25 protein-coding genes are annotated in these 25,806 nt (G+C 56.4%); 10 read left to right on the top strand and 15 right to left on the bottom strand.

What is annotated here, in order from left to right; all coding sequences use genetic code 11:
• Positions 1 to 16: 16 nt before the first annotated feature.
• Together MHY08_RS06455 and MHY08_RS06450 are read left to right on the top strand one after the other, a co-directional pair.
• Positions 17 to 454, top strand: a complete 438-nt coding sequence (locus MHY08_RS06455) for a hypothetical protein (protein ID WP_239235967.1) — start codon at positions 17 to 19, stop codon at positions 452 to 454.
• A 42-nt stretch (positions 455 to 496) separates the two neighbouring features.
• The gene (locus MHY08_RS06450) at positions 497 to 1,972 is read left to right on the top strand and encodes an MFS transporter (protein ID WP_239235966.1); all 1,476 of its coding nucleotides are present in this window, start codon (positions 497 to 499) and stop codon (positions 1,970 to 1,972) included.
• 71 nt (positions 1,973 to 2,043) lie between these two features.
• Here MHY08_RS06450 and gyrB read toward each other — a convergent pair whose 3' ends face one another.
• The 5 genes from gyrB to dnaA form a co-directional block, all read right to left on the bottom strand.
• Entirely contained in the window at positions 2,044 to 4,113 is a 2,070-nt protein-coding gene (gyrB, locus tag MHY08_RS06445; RefSeq protein ID WP_239235965.1) for a DNA topoisomerase (ATP-hydrolyzing) subunit B, read from the bottom strand.
• Between the two features lie 157 nt (positions 4,114 to 4,270).
• Positions 4,271 to 4,840, bottom strand: coding sequence for a DciA family protein (locus tag MHY08_RS06440; protein ID WP_150850217.1), 570 nt, complete (start codon positions 4,838 to 4,840; stop codon positions 4,271 to 4,273).
• On the bottom strand, positions 4,833 to 6,008 hold the full coding sequence (gene recF / locus MHY08_RS06435) for a DNA replication/repair protein RecF (RefSeq protein ID WP_239193717.1): 1,176 nt from the start codon (positions 6,006 to 6,008) through the stop codon (positions 4,833 to 4,835). Before recF ends, MHY08_RS06440 begins: the two co-directional genes overlap by 8 nt.
• Complete coding sequence (gene dnaN / locus MHY08_RS06430) at positions 6,008 to 7,189, bottom strand: DNA polymerase III subunit beta (protein WP_005325994.1); 1,182 nt, start codon at positions 7,187 to 7,189, stop codon at positions 6,008 to 6,010. The genes recF and dnaN overlap by 1 nt, the downstream gene beginning before the upstream one ends.
• Before the next feature lie 731 nt (positions 7,190 to 7,920).
• The gene (dnaA, locus tag MHY08_RS06425) at positions 7,921 to 9,543 is read right to left on the bottom strand and encodes a chromosomal replication initiator protein DnaA (protein WP_239235964.1); all 1,623 of its coding nucleotides are present in this window, start codon (positions 9,541 to 9,543) and stop codon (positions 7,921 to 7,923) included.
• Between the two features lie 670 nt (positions 9,544 to 10,213).
• Here dnaA and rpmH point away from each other — a divergent pair.
• From rpmH to MHY08_RS06385, 8 genes are read left to right on the top strand one after another with little or no spacing between them, the layout of a single operon-like run.
• A complete protein-coding gene (gene rpmH / locus MHY08_RS06420; protein ID WP_003847033.1) occupies positions 10,214 to 10,357 on the top strand; it encodes a 50S ribosomal protein L34 in 144 nt (47 codons plus the stop codon).
• A gap of 3 nt (positions 10,358 to 10,360) precedes the next feature.
• Entirely contained in the window at positions 10,361 to 10,723 is a 363-nt protein-coding gene (gene rnpA, locus MHY08_RS06415; protein WP_005326013.1) for a ribonuclease P protein component, read from the top strand.
• Between the two features lie 47 nt (positions 10,724 to 10,770).
• Complete coding sequence (yidD, locus tag MHY08_RS06410; protein WP_005326014.1) at positions 10,771 to 10,986, top strand: membrane protein insertion efficiency factor YidD; 216 nt, start codon at positions 10,771 to 10,773, stop codon at positions 10,984 to 10,986.
• 13 nt (positions 10,987 to 10,999) lie between these two features.
• On the top strand, positions 11,000 to 11,977 hold the full coding sequence (yidC, locus tag MHY08_RS06405) for a membrane protein insertase YidC (RefSeq protein ID WP_239235963.1): 978 nt from the start codon (positions 11,000 to 11,002) through the stop codon (positions 11,975 to 11,977).
• A 29-nt stretch (positions 11,978 to 12,006) separates the two neighbouring features.
• Positions 12,007 to 12,606 (top strand): 16S rRNA (guanine(527)-N(7))-methyltransferase RsmG, encoded by a 600-nt coding sequence (gene rsmG / locus MHY08_RS06400; RefSeq protein ID WP_239235994.1) that lies wholly within the window; start codon positions 12,007 to 12,009, stop codon positions 12,604 to 12,606.
• Between the two features lie 10 nt (positions 12,607 to 12,616).
• A complete protein-coding gene (locus tag MHY08_RS06395; protein ID WP_005326017.1) occupies positions 12,617 to 13,465 on the top strand; it encodes a ParA family protein in 849 nt (282 codons plus the stop codon).
• A 6-nt stretch (positions 13,466 to 13,471) separates the two neighbouring features.
• A complete protein-coding gene (locus tag MHY08_RS06390) occupies positions 13,472 to 14,512 on the top strand; it encodes a ParB/RepB/Spo0J family partition protein (RefSeq protein WP_239235960.1) in 1,041 nt (346 codons plus the stop codon).
• A gap of 9 nt (positions 14,513 to 14,521) precedes the next feature.
• The gene (locus tag MHY08_RS06385; protein ID WP_239235958.1) at positions 14,522 to 15,100 is read left to right on the top strand and encodes a hypothetical protein; all 579 of its coding nucleotides are present in this window, start codon (positions 14,522 to 14,524) and stop codon (positions 15,098 to 15,100) included.
• Positions 15,101 to 15,110: 10 nt separating this feature from the next.
• On the opposite strand, the gene MHY08_RS06380 is transcribed toward MHY08_RS06385, so the two are convergent.
• The 10 genes from MHY08_RS06380 to MHY08_RS06340 all read right to left on the bottom strand — a co-directional run bounded on the left by MHY08_RS06380 (position 15,111) and on the right by MHY08_RS06340 (position 24,887).
• Complete coding sequence (locus tag MHY08_RS06380; RefSeq protein WP_239228776.1) at positions 15,111 to 16,292, bottom strand: N-acetylmuramoyl-L-alanine amidase; 1,182 nt, start codon at positions 16,290 to 16,292, stop codon at positions 15,111 to 15,113.
• Between the two features lie 87 nt (positions 16,293 to 16,379).
• Complete coding sequence (gene trxA / locus MHY08_RS06375) at positions 16,380 to 16,703, bottom strand: thioredoxin (protein ID WP_049378064.1); 324 nt, start codon at positions 16,701 to 16,703, stop codon at positions 16,380 to 16,382.
• Positions 16,704 to 16,709: 6 nt separating this feature from the next.
• Positions 16,710 to 17,636, bottom strand: a complete 927-nt coding sequence (gene trxB / locus MHY08_RS06370; RefSeq protein WP_239235956.1) for a thioredoxin-disulfide reductase — start codon at positions 17,634 to 17,636, stop codon at positions 16,710 to 16,712.
• A gap of 84 nt (positions 17,637 to 17,720) precedes the next feature.
• Positions 17,721 to 18,269, bottom strand: coding sequence for an RNA polymerase sigma factor (locus MHY08_RS06365; RefSeq protein ID WP_239235954.1), 549 nt, complete (start codon positions 18,267 to 18,269; stop codon positions 17,721 to 17,723).
• A gap of 84 nt (positions 18,270 to 18,353) precedes the next feature.
• Positions 18,354 to 20,879, bottom strand: coding sequence for an aminopeptidase N (pepN, locus tag MHY08_RS06360; RefSeq protein WP_239235952.1), 2,526 nt, complete (start codon positions 20,877 to 20,879; stop codon positions 18,354 to 18,356).
• Between the two features lie 740 nt (positions 20,880 to 21,619).
• On the bottom strand, positions 21,620 to 21,862 hold the full coding sequence (locus MHY08_RS06355) for a hypothetical protein (RefSeq protein ID WP_239235950.1): 243 nt from the start codon (positions 21,860 to 21,862) through the stop codon (positions 21,620 to 21,622).
• 6 nt (positions 21,863 to 21,868) lie between these two features.
• Entirely contained in the window at positions 21,869 to 22,102 is a 234-nt protein-coding gene (locus MHY08_RS11770; protein ID WP_370658792.1) for a DUF4258 domain-containing protein, read from the bottom strand.
• A 166-nt stretch (positions 22,103 to 22,268) separates the two neighbouring features.
• Positions 22,269 to 22,892 (bottom strand): hypothetical protein, encoded by a 624-nt coding sequence (locus tag MHY08_RS06350; RefSeq protein WP_239235948.1) that lies wholly within the window; start codon positions 22,890 to 22,892, stop codon positions 22,269 to 22,271.
• Positions 22,889 to 24,217, bottom strand: coding sequence for a hypothetical protein (locus tag MHY08_RS06345; protein WP_239235946.1), 1,329 nt, complete (start codon positions 24,215 to 24,217; stop codon positions 22,889 to 22,891). The genes MHY08_RS06350 and MHY08_RS06345 overlap by 4 nt, the downstream gene beginning before the upstream one ends.
• Positions 24,180 to 24,887: an ABC transporter ATP-binding protein gene (locus MHY08_RS06340; protein WP_255710379.1), complete on the bottom strand. Its 708-nt coding sequence runs from the start codon at positions 24,885 to 24,887 to the stop codon at positions 24,180 to 24,182. The genes MHY08_RS06345 and MHY08_RS06340 overlap by 38 nt, the downstream gene beginning before the upstream one ends.
• Positions 24,888 to 25,806: the final 919 nt, after the last annotated feature.

Genomic DNA, 25,806 nt, shown 5'->3' with positions numbered 1-25,806 from the left:
CGTAAGCTGGTGCAGCATGGCACATCTTTCTGAACTTATGTCGGGTCCGCAGCGCACTGCGGTAGTAAGCGATTGTGGCGAGTTGGTTGAGGGGGTCGTCGCCAAGCAATCGGGCATTACCGGTATGGCGCTGAAAGGCGCCGTCGCCGCCGCAAAGAAGGTCGATTCCGCCATCATTACCAAGGCCCTAGGCCGCGTGTTGCCGGATGTCCTGGATGCTCTGGATCCGCACTGGCAAGAATTTTCGGAAAGTTCCGAGCAGGATTTCGGTTCCTTCGTGGAGCCGCGCAGCGCCCAGGTGAGCGATTCCATCATGTCGGTAGCCGATAAGCACGCAGAGCAAATCAATTCCCCCGCGCTGTCCAAGCCTTATAACTCCCTGCGCGGCAAGGCCTCGAAATTCCTCACCCCCGCGGTCCCAGATTTCGGCCGCGTACTGCAAAAGCATATGTAGTTTCCTTGCGGTTGAATCGCATTCCAAACGCCAGGTATAAGTGTGGAAGTGACTACTTCCGAAGCTAACCAAACTGAGTACCCCGCCGGCCAGGATCCTGCCCGCTGGCGGGTACTTATCGTTTTGCTCACGGCACTCTTTATGTCGCTGCTGAGCGTATCCATCGTCAACGTGGCCCTGCCGTCTATTCAATCTGGCCTCGGAGCCTCTAATTCGGATGTGCAATGGGTACTCTCCGGCTATGCACTCACCTTCGGCGTTATCCTCGTGGCGGCCGGTCGCGCCGGAGATCTCGTCGGCCGCGGCGGAATCTTTTTAGCGGGCATCGCTATTTATTCCATCAGTGCTGCGGTCGCCGGCTTCGCTCCAAACGCTGAATCACTCAATGCCGCCCGCTTTATCCAAGGCGTAGGTGCCGGCCTACTCAACCCACAAGGCGTGGGCATGATCCAGCAGTACTTCCGCGGTTCAGAGCGCGCCCGCGCCTTCGGCTACTTTGGTTCCACGGTGGGCATCGCCGTAGCCATCGGTCCGGTACTGGGCGGCCTGCTCATTCGCCTCGGCGGCGCAGACCTAGGCTGGCGGCTGACCATGCTGGTCAATTTCCCCGTCGGCCTTATTGCCATCATCTTAGGATTGCTATGGTTTCCGCGGCCGCTGTTTTCCCGCGTGCGCGATGAAAATGGCAATAAACTGGGCATCTTCAAGGCCCTCGCCACCCTGGATCCCATCGGTGCGGTGATTCTCGGCGCTGCAGTGTGGGCCATCCTCTTCCCCTTCATGGAATCCTCCGCCTCCCCGGCCGTGTGGTGGCTCCTACTGTTGGGCGCCGTCCTCCTTGTGGGATGGGTGCTGTGGGAGCGCCGCCACAAGGCCACCGGCCACCCGCCAATGGTGGATCTCACCATCTTTGCCACCCCGAGTTTTCGCAATGGCACCATCATCGCCACCTTGTGGTTTATGGGCATTACCAGCATTTGGGTGCTCGTGGCACTCTACTTCCAAAGCGGACTCGGACACTCCGCCCTCGCGGCCGGATCCGTAGGTATCCCCGCCGCCTTATTGAGCTCCATTTCCGCTACTCTGGCCGGCCGATCCGTTTCCGTTTATGGGCGCAAGGTCGTGGTACTTGGCATGCTGGTGACCATCTTCGGTCTAGTGGCCACAATTGCGCTTATCTGGGCCACTGAGCAGTGGGGAGCTAGTGAATGGTGGATGGTTCTTTCGCTCTCCTTTGTTGGGGGCGGCCAAGGCTCGGTAATTTCCCCCAATCAAACGCTTACCTTGGCGCACGTTCCTCAAGCCTATGCCGGCTCTTCCGGCGCTGTGCTCCAGACCGGCCAGCGCATTGGCACTGCCGTTGGGCTTGCTGTTATCACGGCTATTGTGTTTGCTACCTTGCACGGCACCAGTGCGGACTGGCCGCTTTCCATCATCGCCGGCTTCGGCGTCATCCTCGCCATGTGTCTTGCATCCTTAGGATTCGCCATAGCGGACCAGCGCAGCTCCCAAGCCTAGGCTCAGCGCTTCACGACGCCGCACAATTAAAGCCCACCGCGGAAATTCCGCGGTGGGCTTTGTGCTGCGATTTAGATATCCAGGAAGCGAACATCCTTCGCGCGGCGGGTAATGAAAGAGCGGCGGGCCGAGACATCATCACCCATGAGGATGGAGAAGAGCTCATCGGCGCGCTGTGCGTCTTCCAAGTCCACACGGCGCAGGATGCGGGTGCTCGGGTCAAGCGTGGTCTCCCACAGCTCGGCGGCGTTCATCTCGCCCAGACCCTTGTAGCGCTGGATGCCGTCATCCTTATTGATCTTGCGGTTGTGCTCCAGGCCCTCGGCCAGCAGCTTATCGCGCTCGGCGTCGGAAAAAGCATAGCCCGGAGTACCCTTAGACCACTTGAGCTTGTACAGCGGCGGGTTAGCCAGGAACACGTGGCCGTCCTCAACCAGCTGCGGCATGAAGCGGAAGAGCAAGGTCAGAAGCAGCGTGGCAATGTGCTGGCCGTCCACGTCGGCATCGGCCATGAGCACGATCTTGTCGTAGCGCAGCTTCTTGATATCGAATTCCTCGTGGATGCCGGTACCCAGCGCGGTAATAATCGCCTGGACCTCGGCATTCTTGAGCACCTTATCCATGCGGGCCTTCTCCACGTTCAGGATCTTGCCGCGCAGCGGCAGGATGGCCTGGAACATGGAATCGCGGCCGCCCTTAGCGGAGCCACCTGCGGAGTCACCCTCCACGATGTAGAGCTCGGAAATCTTCGGATCCTTCGAGCGGCAATCCGCGAGCTTGCCTGGCAGGCCGCCGAGGTCGGTGGCGGACTTGCGGCGCACCATCTCGCGAGCCTTGCGGGCAGCCATGCGAGCATGCGCGGAGGACACGGCCTTATTGATGATGGCCTTGGCCTCAGCCGGGTTGGCATCGAACCAGTCATTGACGTGCTCGTTGACCGCGCGCTGGACAAAGCCCTTGATTTCGGAATTGCCCAGCTTGGTCTTGGTCTGGCCTTCGAACTGCGGATCGCCCACCTTGACGGAAATAACAGCCGCCAAGCCTTCGCGGCAGTCATCGCCGGAGAGGTTACCGTCCTTTTCCTTGAGGAGCTTATGCTCCTTGGCGTAACGGTTCATCAGGGTGGTCAAGGCCGCACGGAAGCCCTCTTCGTGCGTGCCGCCCTCGTGGGTGTTGATGGTATTGGCAAAGGTGTGAACGGACTGCTTATAGCCCTGATTCCACTGCAACGCCACTTCTACCTCATGATCTTCACCCTTGGCCTCGAAAGAGACGATGCTGGGATGGATCGAGGTCTTGGACTTATTAAGGAACTTGACGTAATCGGTCAAGCCCTCTGGGTAGTGGAAGGTAACCTTCTTGCGGCGTTTCTTTTCTGCCGCAGCTTCCTTTGCCTCGCCGGATTCTTCGTTGAAGGTATCGCCGGCGTCCGGGGCGTCATCGAAGGACGTCTCATCCGCGCTGGTCTCGCCGGATTCTGCATCGGCGATCTCTTCCAGCTCGATCTGTTCTTCGGTGACGCGCTCATCAATGAGCTCGATGGATAGGCCCTTATTCAGGAAGGCCATTTCCTGCAGGCGGCGGGCAATGGTGTCGTAATCGTACTCGGTAGTTTCAAAAACTTCCGGGTCCGCCCAGAAGCGGATCTTGGTGCCCGTGCCGCGGGCATTGCCGCCCTCAACCAGATCATCCGGGATGGCGTTCTGGAAGTTTTGGTACCAGTGCTTGCCGTCGCGCTTGATCTCCGCCTCCACGCGGGTAGAAAGCGCGTTGACCACGGAAATACCGACACCGTGCAGACCGCCGGAAACGGCGTAGGAGTCGGAGTCGAACTTACCGCCGGCGTGCAGCTGGGTCATGACCACCTGGATGGTAGGTGCGCCAGAGGCGTGCATTTCTACCGGGATGCCGCGGCCATTATCGATGACCTCGACGCCGCCATCTTCCAGCAGCTTGACGGTAACTTTGTCGGCGTAGCCGGCCATGGCCTCATCGACGGAGTTATCGACGATCTCCCAAATGAGGTGGTGCAGGCCGCGCGAACCGGTCGAACCAATGTACATGCCGGGGCGCTTACGGACGGCCTCGAGACCCTCCAGGATCGTAATTGACCCGGCATCATATGCGTGTTCTTCAGCCACGGATTCGTGCTCTCCTTTTGGCTATAGCTAATTCTAAGACCTTGACTATTCTACACGGATACCCCCTACTGAAAGACACCCCACACCCGTGAGAGATAGGAATCCGGGGCGCTCTGAGGTTATTTACGTTGTGCAGGTCTGAGTAAACCTCAGCCTATTAGCCGTATGTATCTTGTGATCCTTGCGGTTTGACCCACTGCCGCCCCTCATAATTGCGCCTTTGTTTCGGCCCGTGAATCCGCAGTTCCACAATGACATCCGGGCCCAGGCGGTCAGAGATTTTGCGCAGGATTTGGCGCTGCAGGTAGCGCAGCTCCGTTGCCCACGTGGAGTTATCGCAGGATACATAGACAATCTTGTCCTTAATCCGCTGCGGCTGCGTATGCGCGGCGATGCGCTCGCCCACCAGATGCTCCCAATTGCCCATCACCCAGCCATTGGCTAAGTCATGTTCCCAACCACGATTGACAACTTCGCGGTTAATTTGGGATCCCAGGCTCGGCACGGCCAGCGTGCGCCGCTTCTTCCTGCCATCTGGGCCCGTGGGTAAGCCCCGTTGATAGCCCATATACCCCTGCTTTTGCGCCTTCTCCAGCGAAGGCACCGGCATCTTCGGCACCGGGCGGGTCAGCTTCGGCGGGTTCTTGGAGGTGGACCGAACAAGCTTGAAGTACTGGGTGACGGGATCGATGCGCTGCTTGCCGACGCCCCCTTGATCCTCACTCATTCCCCTCACCTTCCTCGGCGCTGAGCTTGGAAATGCGGCCGGTCTCGGTATCTTCTACGCTCACGCGGTAACGCACGATGGGTTCCAAGTTTCCGGGCAGATCCTCATCTACGGCCGCGGTGATGAGCACCTGTTCGGCCTCGGCGGCCAAGTGGACCAGCTGCTTGCGGCGCTTGGCATCGAGCTCGGCAAAGACATCATCCAAGATGAGCACCGGATCCGATCCTCCCTCCTGGCGCAGGAGGTTGAATTCCGCCAAACGCAGCGCGATGGCATAGGACCACGTCTCGCCGTGGCTGGCAAACCCCTTGGCCGGCTGATCGCCCAGGTTGAGCACCAGATCATCGCGGTGCGGGCCCACCAGGGAAATGCCGCGTTCGATCTCGCGCTGCCGGGCGGCGGCCAACTCGGTGAGCATAACCGCTTCGAGTACGTCGCGATCAGAGGTATCGATCGTGGACTTATACTCCACGTGCGCCGGCCGCGATTCTGGTGCCAAGCCGGAATAGGCGGCGGGGATGTGGTCCAACAGGGCGTCGACAAGCGCAAGGCGTGCGGCAATCACCTGGGCGCCGAGCCGGGCAAGCTGCGCATCCCAGGTATCCAAGGTGGCCAACGCAGCGGCGCCATCGCTATCGGAATAGCCGCGGCGCAGGCTGCCGGAGGCCGATTTCAGCAAGGCATTGCGCTGCTTGAGCACCTTGTCGTAGTCGGCCTTCACGCCCGCTAGGCGCGGAGTCCGCGAGGCAATAATGCTATCAAGGTAGGCGCGGCGCCCGGCCGGCTCCCCGCGCACCAGAGCCAAGTCCTCCGGGGAAAAGAGCACTGTTTTTACCACGCCCAGCAACTCACGAGGGCTGCGCAGGCGGGTGCGATTAATCTGTGCTTGATTGGCCGCGTGGGGCTTAATCAGCAAATGGGTAGTAAGTTCGCGGCCTTGGTTCACCGCGGTAATGGATACCCGCGCGCTGTCTGCGCCCTGGCGCACCAGCGGTGCATCGTGTGAAACGCGGTGGGAAGAAAGGTGGGCGGTATAGCCAATGGCCTCGACGATATTGGTCTTGCCAAAGCCGTTGCGCCCGACAAAAAGGGTGATCCCCGGCCCTAGCTGCACATTAAGTTCGGGCCACGAGCGAAAATCCCGAACATCGAGATCCCTGACGTACATTAGCCCGGCAGGCGAACCGGCATGAGCAGGTAGGTGAAGTTGGTCTCCGGCGTGGGGAAGTTGCCATCTTCATCGGCCTCAGGCAGCTCTTCCGGTTCTGGGATCATGATGGCTGGGCGGGAAGGCTCGGTAAAGCCGAAGACCACGCGGTCGGTGTTGATAACGCCCAAGCCATCCTTGAGGTAGCCCGGATTGAAGGCGATGAGGAATTCATCGCGGCCATGGAATGCGCACGGCAGGGTCTCGGTGGCGTTACCAGCATCCGCACCGGCGGAAAGGGTTACCTGGCCATCGGCGAATTCCATCCGAATTTGCGCGTTGCGATCCGTCAGCAAAGACACGCGGCGAATTGCTTCCTGCAGCGGGGCGACCTCAATGGAGGCAATATTGGTGTGGTTCTTCGGCAGCAGTGGCTGCACATTAGGGAAGTCCGCATCCAGCATGCGCGTGGTGGTCTCGCGATTATCCGCATGCAGGCCAAAGAGGCCATCGGCACCAATATTGTCATCGGTGCCCACAGCGATTTCCACGGGGATATTCAAGTGCGGATCCAAGGAACGACCGGTTTCCTGCAGGGTCTTCGCAGGCACCAAGAGTTTCGCTTCTACATCCGGTGACTTCGGCTCCCATTCCAAGGTGCGCATGGCCAGGCGGAAGCGGTCCGTTGCCGTCATCTCAATGTCCTTGCCACGGATATCCATGTGCACACCGGTGAGCATGGGCAGGGTGTCATCCTTGCCGGCCGCGGCGGCGACCTGGTGGATGGCCTCGACGAATAGCTGCGGCTGGATGGTGCCGGTAACCTCCGGCAGGACCGGAAGCTGCGGGTAATCATCCAGTGGAATCAGTGGCAGCTCAAAGCGGGAAGAACCACAAGTAACCAAGGCCTTGGAATCTACCTGGGAGATCTCCACTTCCTTGTTGGGAAGGGAAGCGACGATGTCAGAGAGGAGCTTGCCGGCTACCGCGATCTGTCCGGGTTCATCCACCATGCCGGCGATGCGGACGCGGGTGGAAACCTCGTAATCGAAGCCAGTGAACTCAAGACCATTGTCATCCGCGGTGATCAGCATCGCCCGGAGCACGGGCTGGGTGACCTTGGACGGCAGGCTGCGAGCAACCCACGCTACGGCGTTGGCAAGGTCATCTTTGGCAACGCGAAATGACACGGCTTCATCCATGGTGCGAAGAGCTCCTCTGAGGCAAGTAGGAAATTTGTTACTTACAAAAGACTGGCTTCCAACTTACCGCATCGGGCGCGGTGCGCCACAACGTGTAATTCCATCTTTGCCCGCCCGATCGGCGCCTGGCCCAAGGCAGGCCGGGCCGAATTCCACACACCCTCTTTCTTCTATACAGATCAGAGAAATAATTTAGTAGTAGTAATAAGCTCTGTGGGATCTGTGGGTAACTAGGGAAATGACAAGTTCAGGACACAGATCCGGGGTGTGCCAATTCTTGTGATCTTGCTGTGATCAATCGGGGCGAATTGTGGACAACTAACGGGATCACCGTTTTATCCACAGGTTTTGTCATTTGATCACCGATCTACACACAGCGCTGATCACAGGGCAGTTCTCCCAGCATAGAGCCTGTGGAATTTAAAACTGTGAGTAAGATCTACGAATTACAAAGATGGAATTACACAAGTGTGAATAACGCTGTGGATAACTCTTTTCGCAGTTAAGAGACTACCTTCTGCGGGTCTTGCGGCTTCTTTGTGGAATTACACGAAGGTATAGGCGGCTGTGTGGACGGTTTGGACCAGGTTTCGGCGTCTCAATCAAGAATTTCTGATCTGGTAGTTCTGGTCTCACCTTTAAGTAGTGCGAGCAGAATCCGCGAAGTGTCAAGGGAAAGCAAAAGCGCCCTCCTTTATATAAGGAAGGCGCTGCAGTAGTGGCGGAGAGATTTAGGCGCGACCGCGATTCTTGATGCGCTGGGTAAGCGCCTGGATCTCGTCGTAGGTATTGCGCTTTTCAGTCATCTCTTTGCGGATCTTTCGATCCGCGTAAATGACGGTGGTGTGGTCCTTGCCGCCGAACTGTTCACCGATCTTGGGAAGGGATAGCTCGGTGAGCTCGCGGCACAGATACATAGCCAACTGGCGTGCATGCGCCACCGCACGCTTTTTGCCAGCGCCGCGCAGAGTCTCTACATCAATATCGAAGAATTCTGCCGTGACCTCCATGATCGAGGTAGCGGTGATTTGCCTATCGGCGGAATCTGGGGCCAAATCGCGCAACGCGATTTCCGCCATCTCCACGTTGATCGGCTCATTCACCAAGGAAGAATAGGCCGAAACGCGGATCAGCGCGCCCTCGAGCTCACGAATAGAAGATTCAAAGCGCGAAGCAATGAGCTCAAGCACGGAGCGATCCACTTCGGTGCCGTCATTGGCCGCCTTCTTCATCAAAATCGCGATACGCGTTTCTAGATCTGGCGGCTGAATATCGGTGATAAGACCGCCTTCAAAGCGGGTGCGGAGGCGATCTTCCAGCGTGGTTAGCTGCTTCGGTGGGCGGTCCGAAGACAAAATGATCTGCTTATTGGCTTGGTGCAGCGCATTGAAAGTATGGAAGAATTCTTCCTGGGTGGATTCTTTGCCTTCCAAGAACTGGATGTCATCGACCATCAAAATGTCGAGGTTGCGGTAGCGCCGCTTGAATGATTCCTGACGGTCATCACGCAGGGAATTAATATAGTCATTCGTGAATTCTTCCGAAGACACATACTTCACGCGCAGACCCGGATGCAGTACCTGGGCGTAATTGCCGGCGGCATGCAAAAGGTGCGTTTTGCCCAGACCAGAGCCACCCCAGATAAATAGTGGGTTGTACGCACGTGCGGGGTTCTCGGCCACAGCTACGGCGGCACCATTGGCAAAACGATTCGAAGAACCGATGACGAAGCTATCGAAGGTGTGCTTCGGATTGAGGGAAGTCTCACGGTTGGGATCGTGCGCCGGGGCCTCGCGCGGGATGCGGGCGGAATTGGTGTCAGAACCGGAGAAATTTCCCGCAGACTCTGCCTGCTGTTGGTTATAGTGCTGGGCCAGCTCATCCAGGCTTGCAGGGGCGTGACTCGACTGCCAATTGTTCTGGGAAGGGGCCTGCTGTGCAGCGGCATCCGTTTGCTGCGGGCGCGGAATGTAGTTCTGGGTAGATTCCGTGTTCTGCGGCGGTTGCTGTTGTTGAGGGGGAGTTGGCTGTGGTGCAGGGTCCGCAGCCGGCGGCTGTGGCTCTTGCGGGGTGGCAAGGGTAACCGCAAAGGAACACGGCCGGCCCAGGTGGCGGGTTAGGGCCTTGGCGATGTGCTCTCCCAACTCATTTTCGACCACATTTTTGGCATCCAGGTTCTCGGCAGCGACGAGGGTGTAGCCCTCAACCATCATGATGGGGCGAACCAGTTGGAGGTAAAGGCGCTGTGAGTGCGAAAAACTGGGGACCTCGGAATTGGGTTGCTCGGATTGTGCGAGCAGGTCATCAACGACCGCGCGCCAAACGGCATGCAGGTTCGCTTGTGGGTCAGTCACAACAGGCTACCTTTGTGGAATTTAGTCGGGGACGGGTGGACATTGAATAACAATTTTCACTGCGGATTCCACTGTGGTTTTCACATCGGTTTTTATCGAGTCACCTCGAACTCCACAGAGTTATCCACAGATGTGGATGAAATAGTTATTCACAGCTTAGTTCATGACTGTGGATAACTCTTCATTGGCCGGTTTATGGCCTTACGCTGCGGAAACTACAAAAGTCTCAAGCGTTGATTTAGAGTTATCCACATGACCGGTTGGGCTGTGGAATTTGATTCTTCTGTTCTACCGCCGAAACGGCGGGTGTGTCTAGCGAGAAAAATTCACCACCCGGGAGTAGGTCGGGGTGGGCCTTGCGGTGTGGTGGATTAGGTGCAGCAAGAGCACAGAATCTGGCCCTCTAGCTGCAGGAAAAAACATTTATGTAATTTCGGGTGTACCCGGGTGTCGATTTGTTCCCAGCGGCAGAAATCACGTAATCTGGCATGGTCTATTGCAACGAAGAGTTGCGCGTGAAAGTGACAGCGTCACCTCGCACTGGCTGGGCCCGTCGGCTAGCCGTGCACCGGAGAGACTGTGATGCGTCAGGTTCATGGAATCTATTCATCAGTGGGCGTGCCGCTGCATCGCGGTGGTGTGCCTACGCACAACTTCAAGGAGAATTAACGTGGCAAAGGGTAAGCGCACGTTCCAGCCGAACAACCGTCGTCGTGCTCGCAAGCACGGCTTCCGCACCCGCATGAGCACCCGTGCAGGTCGCGCCATTGTTGCAGCTCGTCGCAAGAAGGGCCGCGCAAAGCTGACTGCATAAGTTATGCTTCCAGCCCAGCACAAGCTCACGTCGCCGACGCAATTTCGGCGCACGATGAAGGGCAGTCGCCGGGCGGGCACTCGTACGGTCGTCGTGCATGCGCGCGACAACGCAGGTACGGACAAGGCAGCCGATATCGCCGCCACTGGGCCGCGATTTGGGCTGATTGTTTCTAAAGCCGTCGGGAATGCAGTGGTTCGCCACCGCACCTCCCGGCGGCTTCGCCATGTGTGCATGACATTCATTCCCAAGCTGCCCGCCAGCGTGGACGTTGTCATCCGTGCCTTGCCCGCCAGCGCCACTGCTAGCAGTGAGCAATTAGAAAAAGATCTTGCCAAAGCACTGCGCAAGCAATGGGATATCTAAATTCCCGCGGGGAGGAAATTCCCCCAGCCAGAGGATTGGCCAAACCAATGGTCAAAGTGGTTCGTTTCTACCAAAAACATGTCTCTGGCCTTAAGATGGTATCGACCTGTCGGTTCGAGCCGACATGCAGTGCTTATGCCCTAGAGGCGCTTTCTCAACACGGCGCAATCAAGGGTACGGCGATGGCAATAGCCAGGGTCTGCAAATGTGGCCCCTGGCATCCGGGCGGATTCGATCCGGTCCCGGGTACCAACAACAACTGAGGATTAAACACTCGTGCTTGATTTAATTTACTGGCCAATTTCGGCCGTTTTGTGGTTCTGGCACTGGCTGCTGTCCCTCGTAATGGACCCTGCCTGGGGTATTACCTGGATTCTGGCCATTGTGCTGCTGACCTGGACGCTTAAGGCACTCATGGTCAAGCCGACCATTAGCCAGATTCGTTCCTCGCGCAAAATGCAGGAAATCCAGCCTAAGGTGCAGGAAATCCGCGCGAAGTACGGCAATGATCAAACCAAGGCCGCGCAGGAAATGCAGAAGGTCTATAAGGAATCCGGCGTTCGTCCGATGGCGGGCTGCCTGCCGGTCTTTGTGCAGATTCCAATGTTCATCGGCCTCTTCCACGTACTGCGTTCCTTTGACCGCACTGTAGCCGTGGCCGGTGGCATGGGCCACCCCAGTGGCGAGCCGATGTCTGTCGAGGAAAACGCTAATACCGCAAACTACATCTTTAAGCCGGAACTCGTCCAGCAGTTCCTTGATGCGAAAATTTTCGATGTTCCGTTGGTGACCAATCTGCGCTTGAACTCGCCGATTGTGGAGGGCGTGACGACCGGGCAGGCCGCTGTCATCATCGTGCCGATGATTGCCATTATTGCGGTGCTGACGCACTTCAATGCCCGCATGAGCCTAAACCGCCAGGAACAGCGCCGTGCCGCTGGCAAGACGCAGGCGCCACAGGGCCAGAATGCGGAAATGATGCAGCAGCAAATGGCCATGATGTCCAAGATGATGCTGTGGGTCATGCCGGCCATGCTGGTCTTCTCCGGCTTCATCTGGCCGATTGGCTTGCTGTTCTACATGATGGCCAATACGGTCTGGACCTTCTTCCAAACCCGCATCGTCTATGCCAAGATGGACCGCGAGGAAGAAGAAGAGGAAGCCGCTAAGGTAGAGGCCAAGCGCACTTCCGCGCCTAAGCCGGGTGCCCGCAAGAAGGACAACCGCACCAAGAAACAGCGCAAAAACAAATAAACACGGAGGAGAACCCCATCGTGTCCGAGATGGACCCGTCAGTAGTATTCGGCTCCCGCTTGCCCCTCGCGCAGGCTTACCATGATTCGCTCGCTACAGACGGGTCCACTCGTGGTTTTATAGGCCCCCGCGAGGTGCCACGCCTGTGGGACAGACACATTATTAACTGCGCCGTCGTCAAGCAGGCAATCCCGGAGGGCGCCACGGTTATCGACGTCGGCTCGGGTGCCGGGCTGCCCGGCATTCCGCTGGCCATAGCGCGCCCGGACTTGCAGATCACTCTGATCGAGCCGCTGCTCAAGCGGTATAACTACCTCAATGAGGTCGTAGAAGAGCTGGGCCTAGACAACGTGACGGTCCTGCGCGGCCGTGCCGAGGAAGGCCCGATTAAAAAGGTCGTGGCGGGAGCAGACGTGGTCACCTCCCGCGCCGTCGCGCCCCTGGGCAAGCTGGCGAAATGGTCGCTTCCGCTCGTACGTAAGGGCGGTGAGATGATCGCGTTGAAGGGCTCTTCGGTACACGAGGAACTGGAACGCGATGCCGCCGACATTAAGAAGGCTGGCGGAGGAAAGGCCGAGGTCAGCACCATCGAGGGAACCACGATCATTCGTGTCTCGCGCGTGAACTAAAGTAGACGGCATGACTAATCCGCGCCTTATCACCATTGCTAACCAGAAAGGCGGCGTAGGCAAAACCACCTCCGCCGCTAACTTGGCCGCAGCGCTAGCTACAGAGGGCAAGAAAGTGCTGGTGATCGACCTCGACCCGCAGGGAAACGCCTCCACGGCCATGGGCGCGGAACATAATTCCGGCACCGATTCCAGCTATGAGGTGCTCCTTGGGGACTGCACCGCCGAGAAGGCCATGCAGCCCTCCTCGCACAACGAGAACCTTTTTTGCATCCCCGCCACCATTGATCTGGCTGGCGCAGAGATTGAAATGGTCTCCTTGGTGCGTCGCGAATTTCGGCTGTACGACGCCCTGCATAATGGCTTCCTTGAAGAGCATGGCTTTGAATATGTCTTCATTGATTGCCCGCCATCGCTGGGTTTGCTCACCATCAACGCCATGACGTGCGCTGAAGAGGTCATCATCCCGATTCAATGCGAGTATTACGCTCTGGAGGGCGTGGGCCAGCTGCTGGGCAATATCTCCATGATTCGCGAGCACCTCAACGAGGATCTGCATATTTCCGCCGTGCTGCTGACCATGTATGACGCCCGCACGCGCTTGGCCGAGGACGTGGCAGATAACGTCCGCGAACAGTTCGGAGCCGTGGTGCTGGCCAATGTTATCCCGCGCTCCGTGCGCGTTTCCGAGGCACCGGGGTACGGTACTACGGTTATTGATTATGCTCCCTCGTCCACCGGTGCCCGCGCCTACCTTGCGGCCGCGCGCGAGCTTGACCGGCGTGGCGATTACCGCCCGCACCCGACCACCGGGGCGATTGGCGTGAGCCCAGAGATTTACGCGGAATTGGAAGGATAGGAACTCATGGCAGAACAGAAGCAAGGCGGCCTTGGCAAAGGCCTAGCCGCACTCATCCCGTCCGGTCCTGATGCACCTACCCGCAAGCCGCGCCTGGGCGATTCCGCTGCGGATATCATCTTGGGCAATTCCACCCCGCAGCCGGGCCGTAAGGGTGGCGAGGGCAAGCGCGTTAAAGGTGCCCCGACCATTCAACAGGATTCGGGTTCTAAGTCTTCCAAGAAGCGCCAGGCCACTCCGGCCCCCATCGGCGCGACCTATCGCGAGATTTCTATTGGGGATATTATCCCCAACCCCAAACAGCCACGCACCGTCTTCGATGAAGATGAGCTTGCCGAGCTCGTACACTCCATTCGCGAGTTCGGCCTTTTGCAGCCTGTTGTTGTGCGTCCTTCCGAAGAAGGCGGCTTTGAGCTCATTATGGGTGAGCGCCGTTGGCGCGCCTCTTCCAAGGCAGGCCTAGCTACAATTCCAGCCATCGTGCGCGATACCAAAGATGACAACCTGCTGCGCGATGCCCTGCTGGAAAATATCCACCGCGTGCAGCTCAACCCCTTGGAAGAGGCGCATGCTTACCAGCAGCTGCTGGAAGAATTCGGCGTTACACAAAACGAGCTGGCGGACCGCATTGGCCGTTCGCGCCCGCAAGTAACCAATATGCTGCGCCTGCTCAAGCTGCCAGTAGAGGTACAAAAGCGCGTTGCCGCCGGGACCTTATCTGCCGGCCATGCCCGCGCGCTTTTGTCCTTGGAGGACACCGAGGCTATGGAGTACATTGCCAACCGCATTATCGCGGAGGGCCTTTCCGTGCGCGCTACTGAGGAGGCCGTGACCCTCTATAAGCGTGACGGCAAACCGGCTGAATCTAGGAAGAAGCAGCCAGCGCCGCAGCCGCAGTACTTCACCGATTCCGCCGAGCGGCTGTCCGATCGCTTCGATACCAAGGTCACCGTGACAATGGGCAAGCGCAAAGGAAAGATGGTCGTGGAATTTGGCGACCAAGAAGATTTCGAGCGCATCATGTCGCTTATTGAGGGCCAGCAGTAGTCCGAGGCGATGATCCTCGAGCCGGTGATCGAAGGCACGCGCATCCACCGCCAGGCTGCGCGTAGTACCTTTTGGGAGCTTGAGGCTGCGGTCAGCGATCCCGTTTTTGAAAAGGAAGCATGGCTGGCTACTACCCTGCTGTCTTTTGGGCAGTGCGGCTTTACCGTGGGCGAGGACGCCACCATTTTGTTTTGCTCCCGCGAGGATGCCGCCGGCACCGCCAAACTTCCCACCGCACCCATTTCTGAGGATGCGGAGGTTATTACCTCGCTCTTCGTCAAGGCGCATTTAGCGGGGCGTGGCATTGAGGCAGTGCTTGTCGACGCCGCCATTATGCACCTAACTAACCGCGGCAGCACCGCCGTGGAGGCCTTTGGCTATTACGGCGATCCAACCGCAGCGGCGGATTTCTTGGGTCACAAACCGGCCTATATCGGGCTGATGTCTTATGAGACTTTGCGCTCCGCCGGCTTTGAGGTAGCCGCAGATCACCCAGTACTCCCCCGCCTGCGCTTGGAGCTTCCACCGGAGCACGATGTGCTCAGTGCGGCGGCTGTTGAAGATTTGCTTGCTCGCGCTTTGGCTTAGGTGACTAGGTCTAGGCCTGCTCGGCTTGCAGAAGCTCGGAGAACTTATATGCGCCTGTCACGGCGGTGTCCTGCTCCATGAGGTACATGCGCTTTACTGCAATGACGATGGCTTCGGCAATGTCATCGCGGCGGGACGGATTGGTGAGAATCTTTACGTCTTCTGGGTTGGTCAGATATCCTAGCACGATCTGGATGACCGGCATCTGGGTCAGGCGCAGCAGATCCCAGGTGCGGCCGTGGTTGCCGCAGTCTAGCAGCTCGGTGCGGGCGACGATTTCGCGCTGGATGAACCCGGAGAGGGTCTCACCAATGAGCGAGGAATTGCCCAACTCAGAACCAAAGTAGAAGGTGGCAACACCATTTGCCTTCTCATTGGGGTAGGAATCGCAGGCTAGGGAAATGACCATGTCCGCATCGAAAGCGTTAGCCAGTTCGGCGCGGGACTTGACGTCCGCATCGGAGGTCCGAGGCCGGGAGATGATGGTCTCCATTCCCGCTGCAATCATGCGCCCTTCGATTCGCTGGGTAAGATCCCACAGGATTTCTTGCTCTGAAATATCGCCGAAGCGACCCTTGACCAGCTGTCCAGCTTCGCCGCCGCTTAGGGCGGGATCGATGACGACGCGCTTGCCCGCGAGCTTTGGGCCGGCGTTGCGAACGCGCTCACGCTCTTGGATATTGTGCGCGGAACCACCGGTAATACGACGGCCGAGCAGTCCAAGGGCGCGGATGGTGGCGGGGCCGCACACACCGTCTTCTTGCAGGCCGCAGTTGTGTTGGTATTCCTTCAGCGCGGCGTGGGTTTTAGGGCCGAAGTGGCCATCTACACGCTGCTGGTAGAAACCAAGTTCCTGCAGTTGCTGCTGCAGCTGGGAGATATCGTCACCCACCAGTGTATTTGCGGGCTCGTAGCTGAGCACGCGGCTGCCGAGCGTGTACGAGGCTTGGCGCAGTTCGCGCAGGGTGAGGTCATCGATCTCACCCGTGGGCACGATGCCGCGCGATTGCTGAAAGGCCTTGAGGACCTCAGACAAATTGGCATCAAAGCTCTTGTCGCTCTCGGAGTACTTCTGCTTCTTCCATGCAGAAAGCTCCCCCTTGAAATCTGACAAGAGGCCGAGACGGGCCAAGGTGGCGCGAGCCTCAGCTACACGCACGCTTGTATCGCCGACTCGAAGAACGCGATTCACGCCTTTTACCCCTTTCGCAGCCCGCTTTAGTTTGGGCCGCATTCCAGAATTTCTACACGCTTAATCTAATAGAAATTAGATTAACAGTTAAAGCTGCTTTTTCACTTGCGCCACGATGTCATCTTTAGAACGCAGACCAACAAATTCATCTACCTTCTCGCCGTGGTTGAAAATCAGCACATTTGGGATGGACATGATCTGGAACATGGCGCCCAGATTGCGCTCTTCATCGACGTTAACCTTGGCGACGGTGACTTGGCCGTCCAACTCCTCCGCTACCTCTTCCAGGATGGGGGAAAGCTTCTTGCACGGGCCGCACCATTCGGCCCAGAAGTCGACGACGACGGGCTTATCGGACTCGATGACGTCCTTACGGAACGTATCGGTGGTTACTTTCTTGACATTGCTCATACTGAATTAACGGTTTTCTGCGAGGAAATGTTCCGCATCAATTGCCGCACGGCAACCGGAGCCGGCCGCGGTAATTGCCTGCTGGTAGTGGTCATCCACCAAGTCACCGCAGGCGAAAACGCCTGGCAGGGAGGTCTTGGTGGTGGGTTGTTCAACTACAACATAGCCGTTGTCATTGAGTTTGACCTGATCATTGAGGAAGGAAGAGCGCGGATCATGGCCAATTGCTACGAACATGGCAGTGACGTCCAAGGTGGAAGTCTCGCCGTTGGTGACGTCCTTGAGTTTGAGTCCGCCGACCTTGCCATCGGCTTCAATAACTTCTTCGACGACCTTATTGGTCTCCCACTTGATCTTTTCGTTGGCCTGGGCGCGCTCCAGCATGATCTTGGAGGCGCGGAAGTTCTCGGAGCGGTTCACAATGGTGACAGAGTCCGCGAACTTGGTGAGGAAGGTAGCCTCCTCCATGGCAGAGTCGCCGCCGCCGATAACGGCAATATTGTGGTCCTTGAAGAAGAAGCCATCGCACGTAGCGCAGGTAGAAACGCCGCGGCCGGTAAGTTCTTCCTCACCTGGTACGCCGAGGTGGCGCGGGGCGGCACCGGTGGCGAGGATAACGGTGCGGGCCTCAAAGAGCTCGTCACCCACGTGCAGCTTTTTAATATCGCCTTCCAGCTCTACGGAGTCAACGACCTCCATGCGGAGATCCGCGCCGAAGCGGATAGCCTGGGCGCGCATTTCTTCCATGAGCTCTGGGCCCATGATGCCCTTTTGGAAGCCGGGGTAGTTTTCTACCTCGGTGGTATTCATAAGCTCGCCGCCGTACTCGAAGCCCTCGAAGACGATCGGGTTGAGCTCGGCGCGTGCCGCGTACAGCGCGGCGGTGTAACCGGCAGGGCCGGAACCTACGATGGCAACATCGTGGACGGTCATTGCTAACTCCCTTAAATCAGAGTGTGGTTTCGCGTAACGCCCTGAGTCTACCCGCCACGCTGACAAACGTCGGTATTAGCAAACTCACCCCATGGCGGCGCGTAGGACTTCCCTCGCTCGGGCGCGGCGGGATTTGATGGTGCCGGGCTTTACCCCTTGGGCGGTGGCAACTTCGCCGACGCGGAACCCGGCGACGTCGGTAAGCACCAGCGCTTCGCGCTGATCCTCCCGCAGCAGCTGCATTGCCTCTCGCACCACCAGCTGCTCCGCTAGGTTTTCGGAAGGGTTATGCGCGAGCAGCGGGTTGCGATCGTAGTCAAAGTCCTCCGCATCTAATGAAGCATTTTCCCTGTTCGAGCGATGGTTGAGGTAGTCATAGCCAGAGTTTTTCACTAGCCGGTGCAACCATGTCGATAGCGCGGATTCGCGGCGATAAGAGTGCAGGTTGCAGCTGGCGCGCAGGAAGGCTTCCTGGACCACATCTTGGGCATCGTGCTCGTTTCTGGTGTAGCGCCGTGCCACAGTGGTCAGCCGTGTGCGGTGGCGTTCCACGATGGTAGAAAAGGCTTTATTATCCCCCTCAATAAAGGCATCAACTAGTTCTTCGTCACTGCGATTATGGCTCAGTGTCATATGTAGATTCCCCCCCCGGATCAACAACTGTTAAACACAGTGTGACCCGAGGGGAAGCAGAGCGCGAACGCAGGACGGTACAGTCTATTGACCAGCCTGCACGCGTAGGGTGCGCCGCAGGTTATCCCGGCATTCCAGGAGAACGCGGCGCAGTGCTCCTGGCAGCTCACGGTGCAGCAGGCGCGTAGTGGCGTCATCGGCCATGGGCAGTTCCGGGTAAAAGCCGCGGATGAGCCGGTTGGCAATCTCGATGGGGTGCGCGGCCCAGATATCTTCCACGCGGGAGAAGAATTCCTCCGCAAAGGCCTCCTGTAGCGCAGAAGAGCGCGGGGCGTTGAAGCCGGCGACGAGCGCGTCTACCTCGGCATTGGAGTAAGCACCCGGCGTGAGCGCCCTATCGAACGCGGCACGCTTGATCTCTGGCGTGGGGAAAGCGTGGCTGGCACCGAGGAATTCCGTAGCACCGGTTAGCGTATTATCGCGCTGTTTTTCTTTCTCCAACTCGTCTAGTTCTACGGCATTGCGGGCGGCGAGTGCGCGCAGGATGGACCAGCGGATTTCGGGGTCCAAGCGAAGGCCGGCAATGTCACCGGAGAGCAGGGCCTTAAGGCGCGCGGTGCCTGATTCCTCCGGCGTTGCGGCGAGTGCGCGGATGGCGGCGCGAGCGAGCACAAGCTGGGCGTCCGAGGCTGGTTCGGCCTCGTTCAGATGGCCCCAGATTGCCTCGGCATAGTCGGTGCGGACCTGCTCGCGGTCGGCGTCTGCAACATAGTGTGCAATGGCAAAATTGGCATTGGCGCAGGCAGTAGCCAGCAGCGTCGTGTTGGTCTCGTAGGCTTCGTGCTTGACGACGACCCCCACATAGTCAATCGCCGACATTTCCCCATCGCGGGTGAGGTTCCACAGGGCGGTCCAGATTACCGCGCGGGTCAATTCATCCTCGATGTCGGTCAGGCGCTCACTCGCTGCGTCTAGGGAGGCCTCGTCGAAGCGGATCTTGGCGTAGGTATGGTCGGCGTCGTTAAGCAGCAGCAATGCTGGGGCCGGTAGGCCGGCCGCCTCATCGATGATGGTGCGGGTGGTGCCATCGCCTGCGGGGAGATCGATGTCGATCTCGCGATACTTGTGTAAGTCGGCATCAAAAAGCGAGGCGGTCAGGCGGTGCGGCCGGCAGACGTCCTCGGCCTCTGCACTGATGGCCAGCTCCGCAATCTTCTCGCCTTCGGTGTGCAGCTCCGGCGTGAGCGTATCCGGACCCCACGTGCGCAGCCAGGCCTGCGACCAAGCATCAAGATCGCGGTGCGTGTGCTTTTTTAGCGCCTTTAGGAGGTCATCAAAGGTGGCGGCGGCGAAGGCGTGTTCTTGGAAGTAGTCGCGCGCCCCGGCGTAGAAATTATCGCGACCGACGTAGTGCACCAGCTGCTTGAGCACCGCCGCGCCCTTGGCATAGGTGATGCCATCGAAATTCTGGCGCGCGGCATCCACATCTGGGATCTCCGCCTTGATCGGGTGCGTGGTGGGCAGCTGATCCTGCAGGTAGGCCCAATTCTTGCGGGCACCGGCAAAGTTAGCCCAGGCCTCGGTGTACTCGGTGCCGTGCACAGAAGAATCCGCGCCCATGAACTCCGCGAAAGACTCCTTGAGCCACAGGTCATCCCACCACTGCGGAGTGACCAGATCACCGAACCACATATGGGACATCTCGTGCAGGATGGTATTTGCACGGCCGGCATGCTGCGCGCGGGTGGCGCGGGAGCGGAAAATGTAGTTCTCCGTAAATGTCACTAGGCCGGGGTTTTCCATGGCACCCAGGTTGTATTCGGGTACAAAGATGGAATCGTACTTGCCCCACGGATAGGGATAGCCAAAGTTCTGGTGGAAAAAGTCCATGCCTTGGGCAGTAAGCTCCAGGATTTCCTCGTCCAGGTGCTCAAACATGGATGCGCGCGCAAAGGCGCGCAGCTGTGCCGAGTGGCTGCCATCCGGGGCGGTCCACGTGCGCTCTTGGTACCGGTAGGGGCCGGCGGCGAAAGAAGTCAGGTACGTCGACAGCGGCGGGGTTGGCGCAAAAGTAACGGTGGCGAGATCGCCCTCCTCGCTGCGTTCGACTTCCGGTTGGTTGGAAAGGATCTGCCACCTTTTCGGTGCGGTCATGCGCACGTGGAAGACGGCCTTGAGATCCGGCTGCTCCAGGCAGGGGAAGATGCGGCGGGCGTCGGAAGGCTCGAGGTGTGAATACAGGTAGGTCGCGTCATCGGCCTGATCGTGCATCCGATGCAGACCCTGGCCGGTGCGCGAATAGCGCGAGTGGCCGGTGACCTCGATGGCGAGCTCCTCTCCTATCGGCAGGCCGTGCAGCCGGATGATGCTGCCATCAAAGTCCACCTCCTGCGGAGTGCTATTGACCTTGACCTCCGCGACGGATTCGCCCAGGTAATCCAGGAAAAGCTCGGGCTCACTGCTGCTGAGTTCGAGGCAGGTAGTCACGCGGTAGGTGGGGCTATCGAGTACCTCCGAGAGATCGAGGTGGAGGTGGTAGGCGCGCAGGTCCACCGCCGCTGCGCGTTCTTGGAGCAACTCGTGCTGCGTCTTATTTTGTGGTGTGGTCATGTCTACGAACTATAGTTACCGCCGTCACGTAGGGTGCGGGGTTGGGGTCCTAAGCTCCGCTGCCTTTTAGAGGCAAACTACCCAGCGAGTATTGGGACCTCGCTGTGGACCAGTTGGATTAGTTTTTGCCGTCTCACACTCTTCAAGTGGCGCAAGATGTCAGTGACCATCAGCAAGCGTCACACCACACTGAGGGATGCAACCTATGGAAACCGTCAGACGATAACACCACACTCACCACTTTCTGTAAACATAAGGCTAGACCCCACTAGACGCGTGTAAAACAATGCTAGGAACGGCCCTATTTTACAGGAAACATTCTGCGTCAAACCGGCGTAACAATAGGGTGTAGTCTAACGTAACGTTTCCAACAAAATGAGTTGATTCATAAGCGGTCGTGAATGACGTGACTGGTGTTGAGATTGTGACACTTGAATGGAGCTCGCGGTGAAAGGTTACGGCTTCGCCAAAGTTTGGGTTACCATACGCTGATTGTGGTTGAGGGGGGTGAGCAGGTGGCTTGGGTGGCGAGAATTGAAAATCAAGGCAAATGCCCGAGAGTTCCAAGGTGCTTCACTTTAGTCCGCCCATGCGGTAGAGCGAGAAATCAGTAATGACATGGACAAAACATAGCTAGATAGCTACATCCGAAAGGACATGCCCATTTCTGCCAAATAGCACCTCACGGGCAGAAAACAAATTGGGAAATTGGATTACATTCCGGCACAACCAAAAGATACTTAAAGATCACTTGGAGGCTTTGGATTAGTTATAACTCGATCAATTCCAATTAGTTCTATCGCCAAGATATCGCCAGAAGAAGAAACATCTACTGCACCCGCGAGGGAACCCGGATTTCCTTCGAAGCTCAACGGAATTGAAAACTGATATTCACCAGCAGTTTCTACATCTATACGTTTTAGTACGATACCTTCTTCGTCGAACGTTCCTGATAGGACAATCCTATCGCCCTTATTGATCAAATTTCATCACCTAAGCTTGATAACAGTTACAACCCAAGCGTTATTATTAATTGCTATGCGGAGATTTCCACGGGTGACGTTCCATGTATTATTTTCGGAAGACCACAGGTATCGATCAGGGGCAGCAACTGCATCAATGACCTGTTCTCGACTCACTCCGCGTTCCGCCATTCTTTTTTGCGCGTGTGGAGTGATTCCGGCGACATAGTTCGGTGGGCGGGAGGGGTTCCCTTTGGCCATATAGTTAACACTATTGTCAGGACCAATTCCCTGTTCGGCCATTGCAGGTGTCAATGTTAGGCCGAGGGAAGCAATGAGCGTCACTCCAATTCCGGCCAACTTGGATAAGTGTGAAATCCTCACGATGCGTCCTCCAGCTCGAAACCAGTATGGCCTCAAAATATCACTATTTCCCACCTGCGTCAACGGATACTGGAAAATACATCAAGACTACGCCGAAGGCAAAAAGCCCCAGATAAAAGAGCTTCGCAATCGAGCTTATATCAGCCCCGAGGCCATCCCCGGCAAATTTATTCGCCCCTATCACCATGGGTGACACTACAACAAGAAGAGTTACCGCAAAAGAGATAAGGAAAGACTTCTTAACGCTGAGAAAACTATGACCAATATGAAAAATCCCCAAGCCTAGTATTCCAACCCAAAATGAAGAAGACGCGATACTATATTCTGCTCCCAATAAAAGCAGAGCACCCGAAAACAAAATAGGCGCGAAGGCAGATACGGCTGAGCAGGTTCCTCGAAATACTTCAAGTCTTCGGCCTGAGCAAGAGCGCTCAAAGTTCCCCGGCCATTCCGATTTGTAGAAAACTCCAGCACATGTGAGAGGCATAAGCGGAATAAAGGTTCCCAATACTCTATCCGGATCAAGAGTTCCAGAAATGTCGATAGGGATTTCAATGCTAAAACCGACGGACGAAATAACACCAATGAGTAGCACTAAGCATGCTTGACCAAATCTACGAAGACTAATATATCTTTCGAATTGTCTGAAAAATCTTTCTTGATTCATACCGAACTCGGATTGCAATCTTCTATCGCACGAACGACTTTTGTTAGGTCACGGGGAATATTAGAACTGACAAGATTTGAGTCTTTCGAAGTTAATGAAGAGTTCCCCTTTCCATCTCCAAAATCGGCGGACAAACGATCTGCTATGTATTCAGCAAGCTGACGGAGAATCACCTTTTCCGAGGGATTTAATGCTTTACTGCATTCCTGAATGTCTTCGTTTAATAACGCCGTAGTTGAACGCTTAAAAGCTGATGACGTTGACCTGAACGATATTCCGGAAATCTCTACATTAGGTTCTTCAAGGACGCCTTGAACCGAGATAACCTCAGAATCCAGGGGAACTCCAAGTTCATTCAACTTATCCACATAGTCGGACCATGATACGTCCATCCTTTCTATAACATCACCGTCCTCCGGCCATCCGCAAAAGCGAACCTGATGATTATGGTCCTCGATACAAATCGGCTCATCCGTACTTGGTCGCTGAGTCAATATAGATGAGTTTCCTGACACTGCGTTCACTAGCACGCCAGATCCTAAAGTTAAAACAAGCCCCCCGGCCAAGAGAAACAAGACACGGGAAAAATCACCCAGAACCCGAGCGTAAAACGCCAACCACGTTAATAGTGTAAATAGAAGGGAGATTGTTAAGACTGCGGCAACCACAGTTAGTGATAGCTGACTCCCTTGTGCCCCGATCGCCCATGGGCGTGAACTTGCAAAATTATCAGTCCAAAAGACACCAAGTCTTGGAAGAAATGGTATCAAGTTGGAAAAGTATGATGTTACTAATATAGAGAGGGAAAAAGCAATACTGGATAGAAGAGAGTAGCTTCTCCTCCCCTGAAGCAATAGAGAAACGAATACGGATATAGCAGGGCAAACTATAATTACCCAAGCCATACCGGACGCAATGCCTAGGTACCACGGATCGCCGCCAGCGTCGCCACCCCTACACATGAAGTAGAACAGTGCGATTGACGCCAAATACGAAGCAATAATATATATTGCAGGAGAAAAGAACTGCAATCTTATTAGGCCAGCTTTTCGGTATGCATTGGAGTTAATGAAGTTAACATCATACCGTGTTATACTGTCAGATAGTATCGCGGTCAAGGCAACACCCGTAATTGCAGACAAATCCCTAACGGCCGAATCAAAAGATGGCCAGCTGTCCCCAACCTCATATTGCGAGTAGAGAAATAGTGCCACCACTAATACTAACAGCCCTCCCAGTACGGCTATCAGCCTCTGGCTCGCTTGACTAGATTTCCTAGGCGATATTTCAAAAAAATTGGCGATATGCGTTCTGAATTGATCCATGTTCCTGCTTCAACTCCTCTGTGGGCGCATGGAGGATTACACTACCGTTTTTCATTACGATAAGATAATCTGCTTCCTCCAAGTCCGTTGGAACATGTGTACTAAAGAGTACATGTACGCCATCGTCAGCCAAACCGCGTAGCTGTTTAATATGCCCCTCGCGGAGAGTGGGATCCAGTCCCGCAGTAGGCTCGTCTAGTAAAAGGTATGTCGGATTATGCACAATCCCAGCAGCAATGGCTGCACGGCGCTTCATGCCGCCGGATAGCTCTTTGGACTTTATATCCGCTTCGTCAGATAAAGAAACACGTTCAAGTGCAGCATGCGAGGCATGTTCAAGCCTCTTCCCGCTTAAACCGCGCAGCCAAGCTACCTTTGACACAAATTGAAAAGGTGTTTCGTCAGGCTGAATCATCTCACTTTGTGGTACCCAGCCTGATAGTTTTCTGTAATCCCGGATGGTAGATTTTGATAGCTGAGTGCCATCAAAAGAGATTTTTCCAGAATAGCAGCGCAGCTCAGTAGCCAGCACACGAAGAAGAGTGGATTTTCCGGCACCATTTGCCCCAAGAATAGCCGTCATGCCTGGGCCTACATTAAGATCTACATCAACTAAACCGCAGGACCTCTTATTGTAGGAGAAGTTTACTCCATGCAGAACTAGTGACATTGGCTATGACTTCTCTTTCGCTCTAGCTCACGGACGCCGAGCCGCCGACTGCCTTTCCCCAACCGAAGCAGGATGCAGAAAGCGTCACCGATCCGCCAGGACTAATAGAAGCTGTGTCTTTAACATTAGGGGTCCACGGCTGACAGTCGACATTTAGCGTCGCGATAACCGTCTTTGTTGTACCTAGGTTGTAGCAATCCACAGTTGCTGTGTTGTTCTGGAAGCTGATCGCATCACATCCCTGCCCTTGCGCAAATGCAGGTGAAGCAGAAAAGAACAATCCCCCAAAAGTAGTAGCGGCAACTATCGTCGCAAGTGTCCTGGTGCGCCTCACGCGATTCTCCTATCTCTCATTCTCATTGTAGTGCCGATTTTGAGCGTATCGTCTCGTCACCTTGGGCGCAACAGGGAGGAGGCGTGACTATATACATAATTCAGCTTGCTCTAATATGGCCTAAGTCCTTTTTACGCTCCTGTGTTCTCCGACCCCTTAGGTAAAGCGATTCTGACTCTCGCTAGCGCGCTGGACAGTGCTATTTGAAATGGTACATAGTCTGGTCTTCATAGCGCTGTTGGTAGGTGCCATAGCCTACCGCGTCGTGATCGTAGGTCTGCTCGGCAACTGGGCGGGTGTACCCCAATTTCCTTATACGGAGATGATGGGATAAGTAGAAAAAAGGGGATGCGGACAAAATCCCCTTCTGCTGCTTAGGCCGAGATGATTACTAGCACCAAGAATGCAGGAGCAGATCACTGACACGACGGTGATAGCTTTCACTGCAGAGAAGTAAGCGTTTCGCAGTGGGGGAAGGTGTGGTCGCTCGCGTTAAGCGGGAGCCACGCCTTGCATATTTTACATTGAGGGCGGCGTAAAAATTGTGGCGATTTAAGGGTTTGCCATCAAAGTAGCAGCCCTTAT

It is taken from the genome of Corynebacterium sp. ACRPJ (genome assembly GCF_022347345.1).
Classification (GTDB): domain Bacteria; phylum Actinomycetota; class Actinomycetes; order Mycobacteriales; family Mycobacteriaceae; genus Corynebacterium; species Corynebacterium tuberculostearicum_D.
The sequence above is the reverse complement of the archived record's forward strand: the minus strand, read 5'-3'. Positions and strand labels throughout refer to the sequence as shown.

What these genes read in the sequence shown, in the direction of transcription:
- yidD (WP_005326014.1), top strand. Translation starts at nt 10,771, where the DNA reads ATGGTCAAAGTGGTTCGTTTCTACCAAAAACATGTCTCTGGCCTTAAG.
- MHY08_RS06340 (WP_255710379.1), bottom strand. Translation starts at nt 24,887, where the DNA reads ATGTCACTAGTTCTGCATGGAGTAAACTTCTCCTACAATAAGAGGTCC.
- MHY08_RS06350 (WP_239235948.1), bottom strand. Translation starts at nt 22,892, where the DNA reads ATGAATCAAGAAAGATTTTTCAGACAATTCGAAAGATATATTAGTCTT.
- MHY08_RS06385 (WP_239235958.1), top strand. Translation starts at nt 14,522, where the DNA reads ATGATCCTCGAGCCGGTGATCGAAGGCACGCGCATCCACCGCCAGGCT.
- MHY08_RS06395 (WP_005326017.1), top strand. Translation starts at nt 12,617, where the DNA reads ATGACTAATCCGCGCCTTATCACCATTGCTAACCAGAAAGGCGGCGTA.
- pepN (WP_239235952.1), bottom strand. Translation starts at nt 20,879, where the DNA reads ATGACCACACCACAAAATAAGACGCAGCACGAGTTGCTCCAAGAACGC.
- MHY08_RS06345 (WP_239235946.1), bottom strand. Translation starts at nt 24,217, where the DNA reads ATGGATCAATTCAGAACGCATATCGCCAATTTTTTTGAAATATCGCCT.
- MHY08_RS06455 (WP_239235967.1), top strand. Translation starts at nt 17, where the DNA reads ATGGCACATCTTTCTGAACTTATGTCGGGTCCGCAGCGCACTGCGGTA.
- dnaN (WP_005325994.1), bottom strand. Translation starts at nt 7,189, where the DNA reads ATGGATGAAGCCGTGTCATTTCGCGTTGCCAAAGATGACCTTGCCAAC.
- MHY08_RS06365 (WP_239235954.1), bottom strand. Translation starts at nt 18,269, where the DNA reads ATGACACTGAGCCATAATCGCAGTGACGAAGAACTAGTTGATGCCTTT.
- MHY08_RS06440 (WP_150850217.1), bottom strand. Translation starts at nt 4,840, where the DNA reads ATGAGTGAGGATCAAGGGGGCGTCGGCAAGCAGCGCATCGATCCCGTC.
- MHY08_RS06390 (WP_239235960.1), top strand. Translation starts at nt 13,472, where the DNA reads ATGGCAGAACAGAAGCAAGGCGGCCTTGGCAAAGGCCTAGCCGCACTC.
- rnpA (WP_005326013.1), top strand. Translation starts at nt 10,361, where the DNA reads ATGCTTCCAGCCCAGCACAAGCTCACGTCGCCGACGCAATTTCGGCGC.
- trxB (WP_239235956.1), bottom strand. Translation starts at nt 17,636, where the DNA reads ATGACCGTCCACGATGTTGCCATCGTAGGTTCCGGCCCTGCCGGTTAC.
- rsmG (WP_239235994.1), top strand. Translation starts at nt 12,007, where the DNA reads ATGGACCCGTCAGTAGTATTCGGCTCCCGCTTGCCCCTCGCGCAGGCT.
- MHY08_RS11770 (WP_370658792.1), bottom strand. Translation starts at nt 22,102, where the DNA reads ATGGCCAAAGGGAACCCCTCCCGCCCACCGAACTATGTCGCCGGAATC.
- recF (WP_239193717.1), bottom strand. Translation starts at nt 6,008, where the DNA reads ATGTACGTCAGGGATCTCGATGTTCGGGATTTTCGCTCGTGGCCCGAA.
- trxA (WP_049378064.1), bottom strand. Translation starts at nt 16,703, where the DNA reads ATGAGCAATGTCAAGAAAGTAACCACCGATACGTTCCGTAAGGACGTC.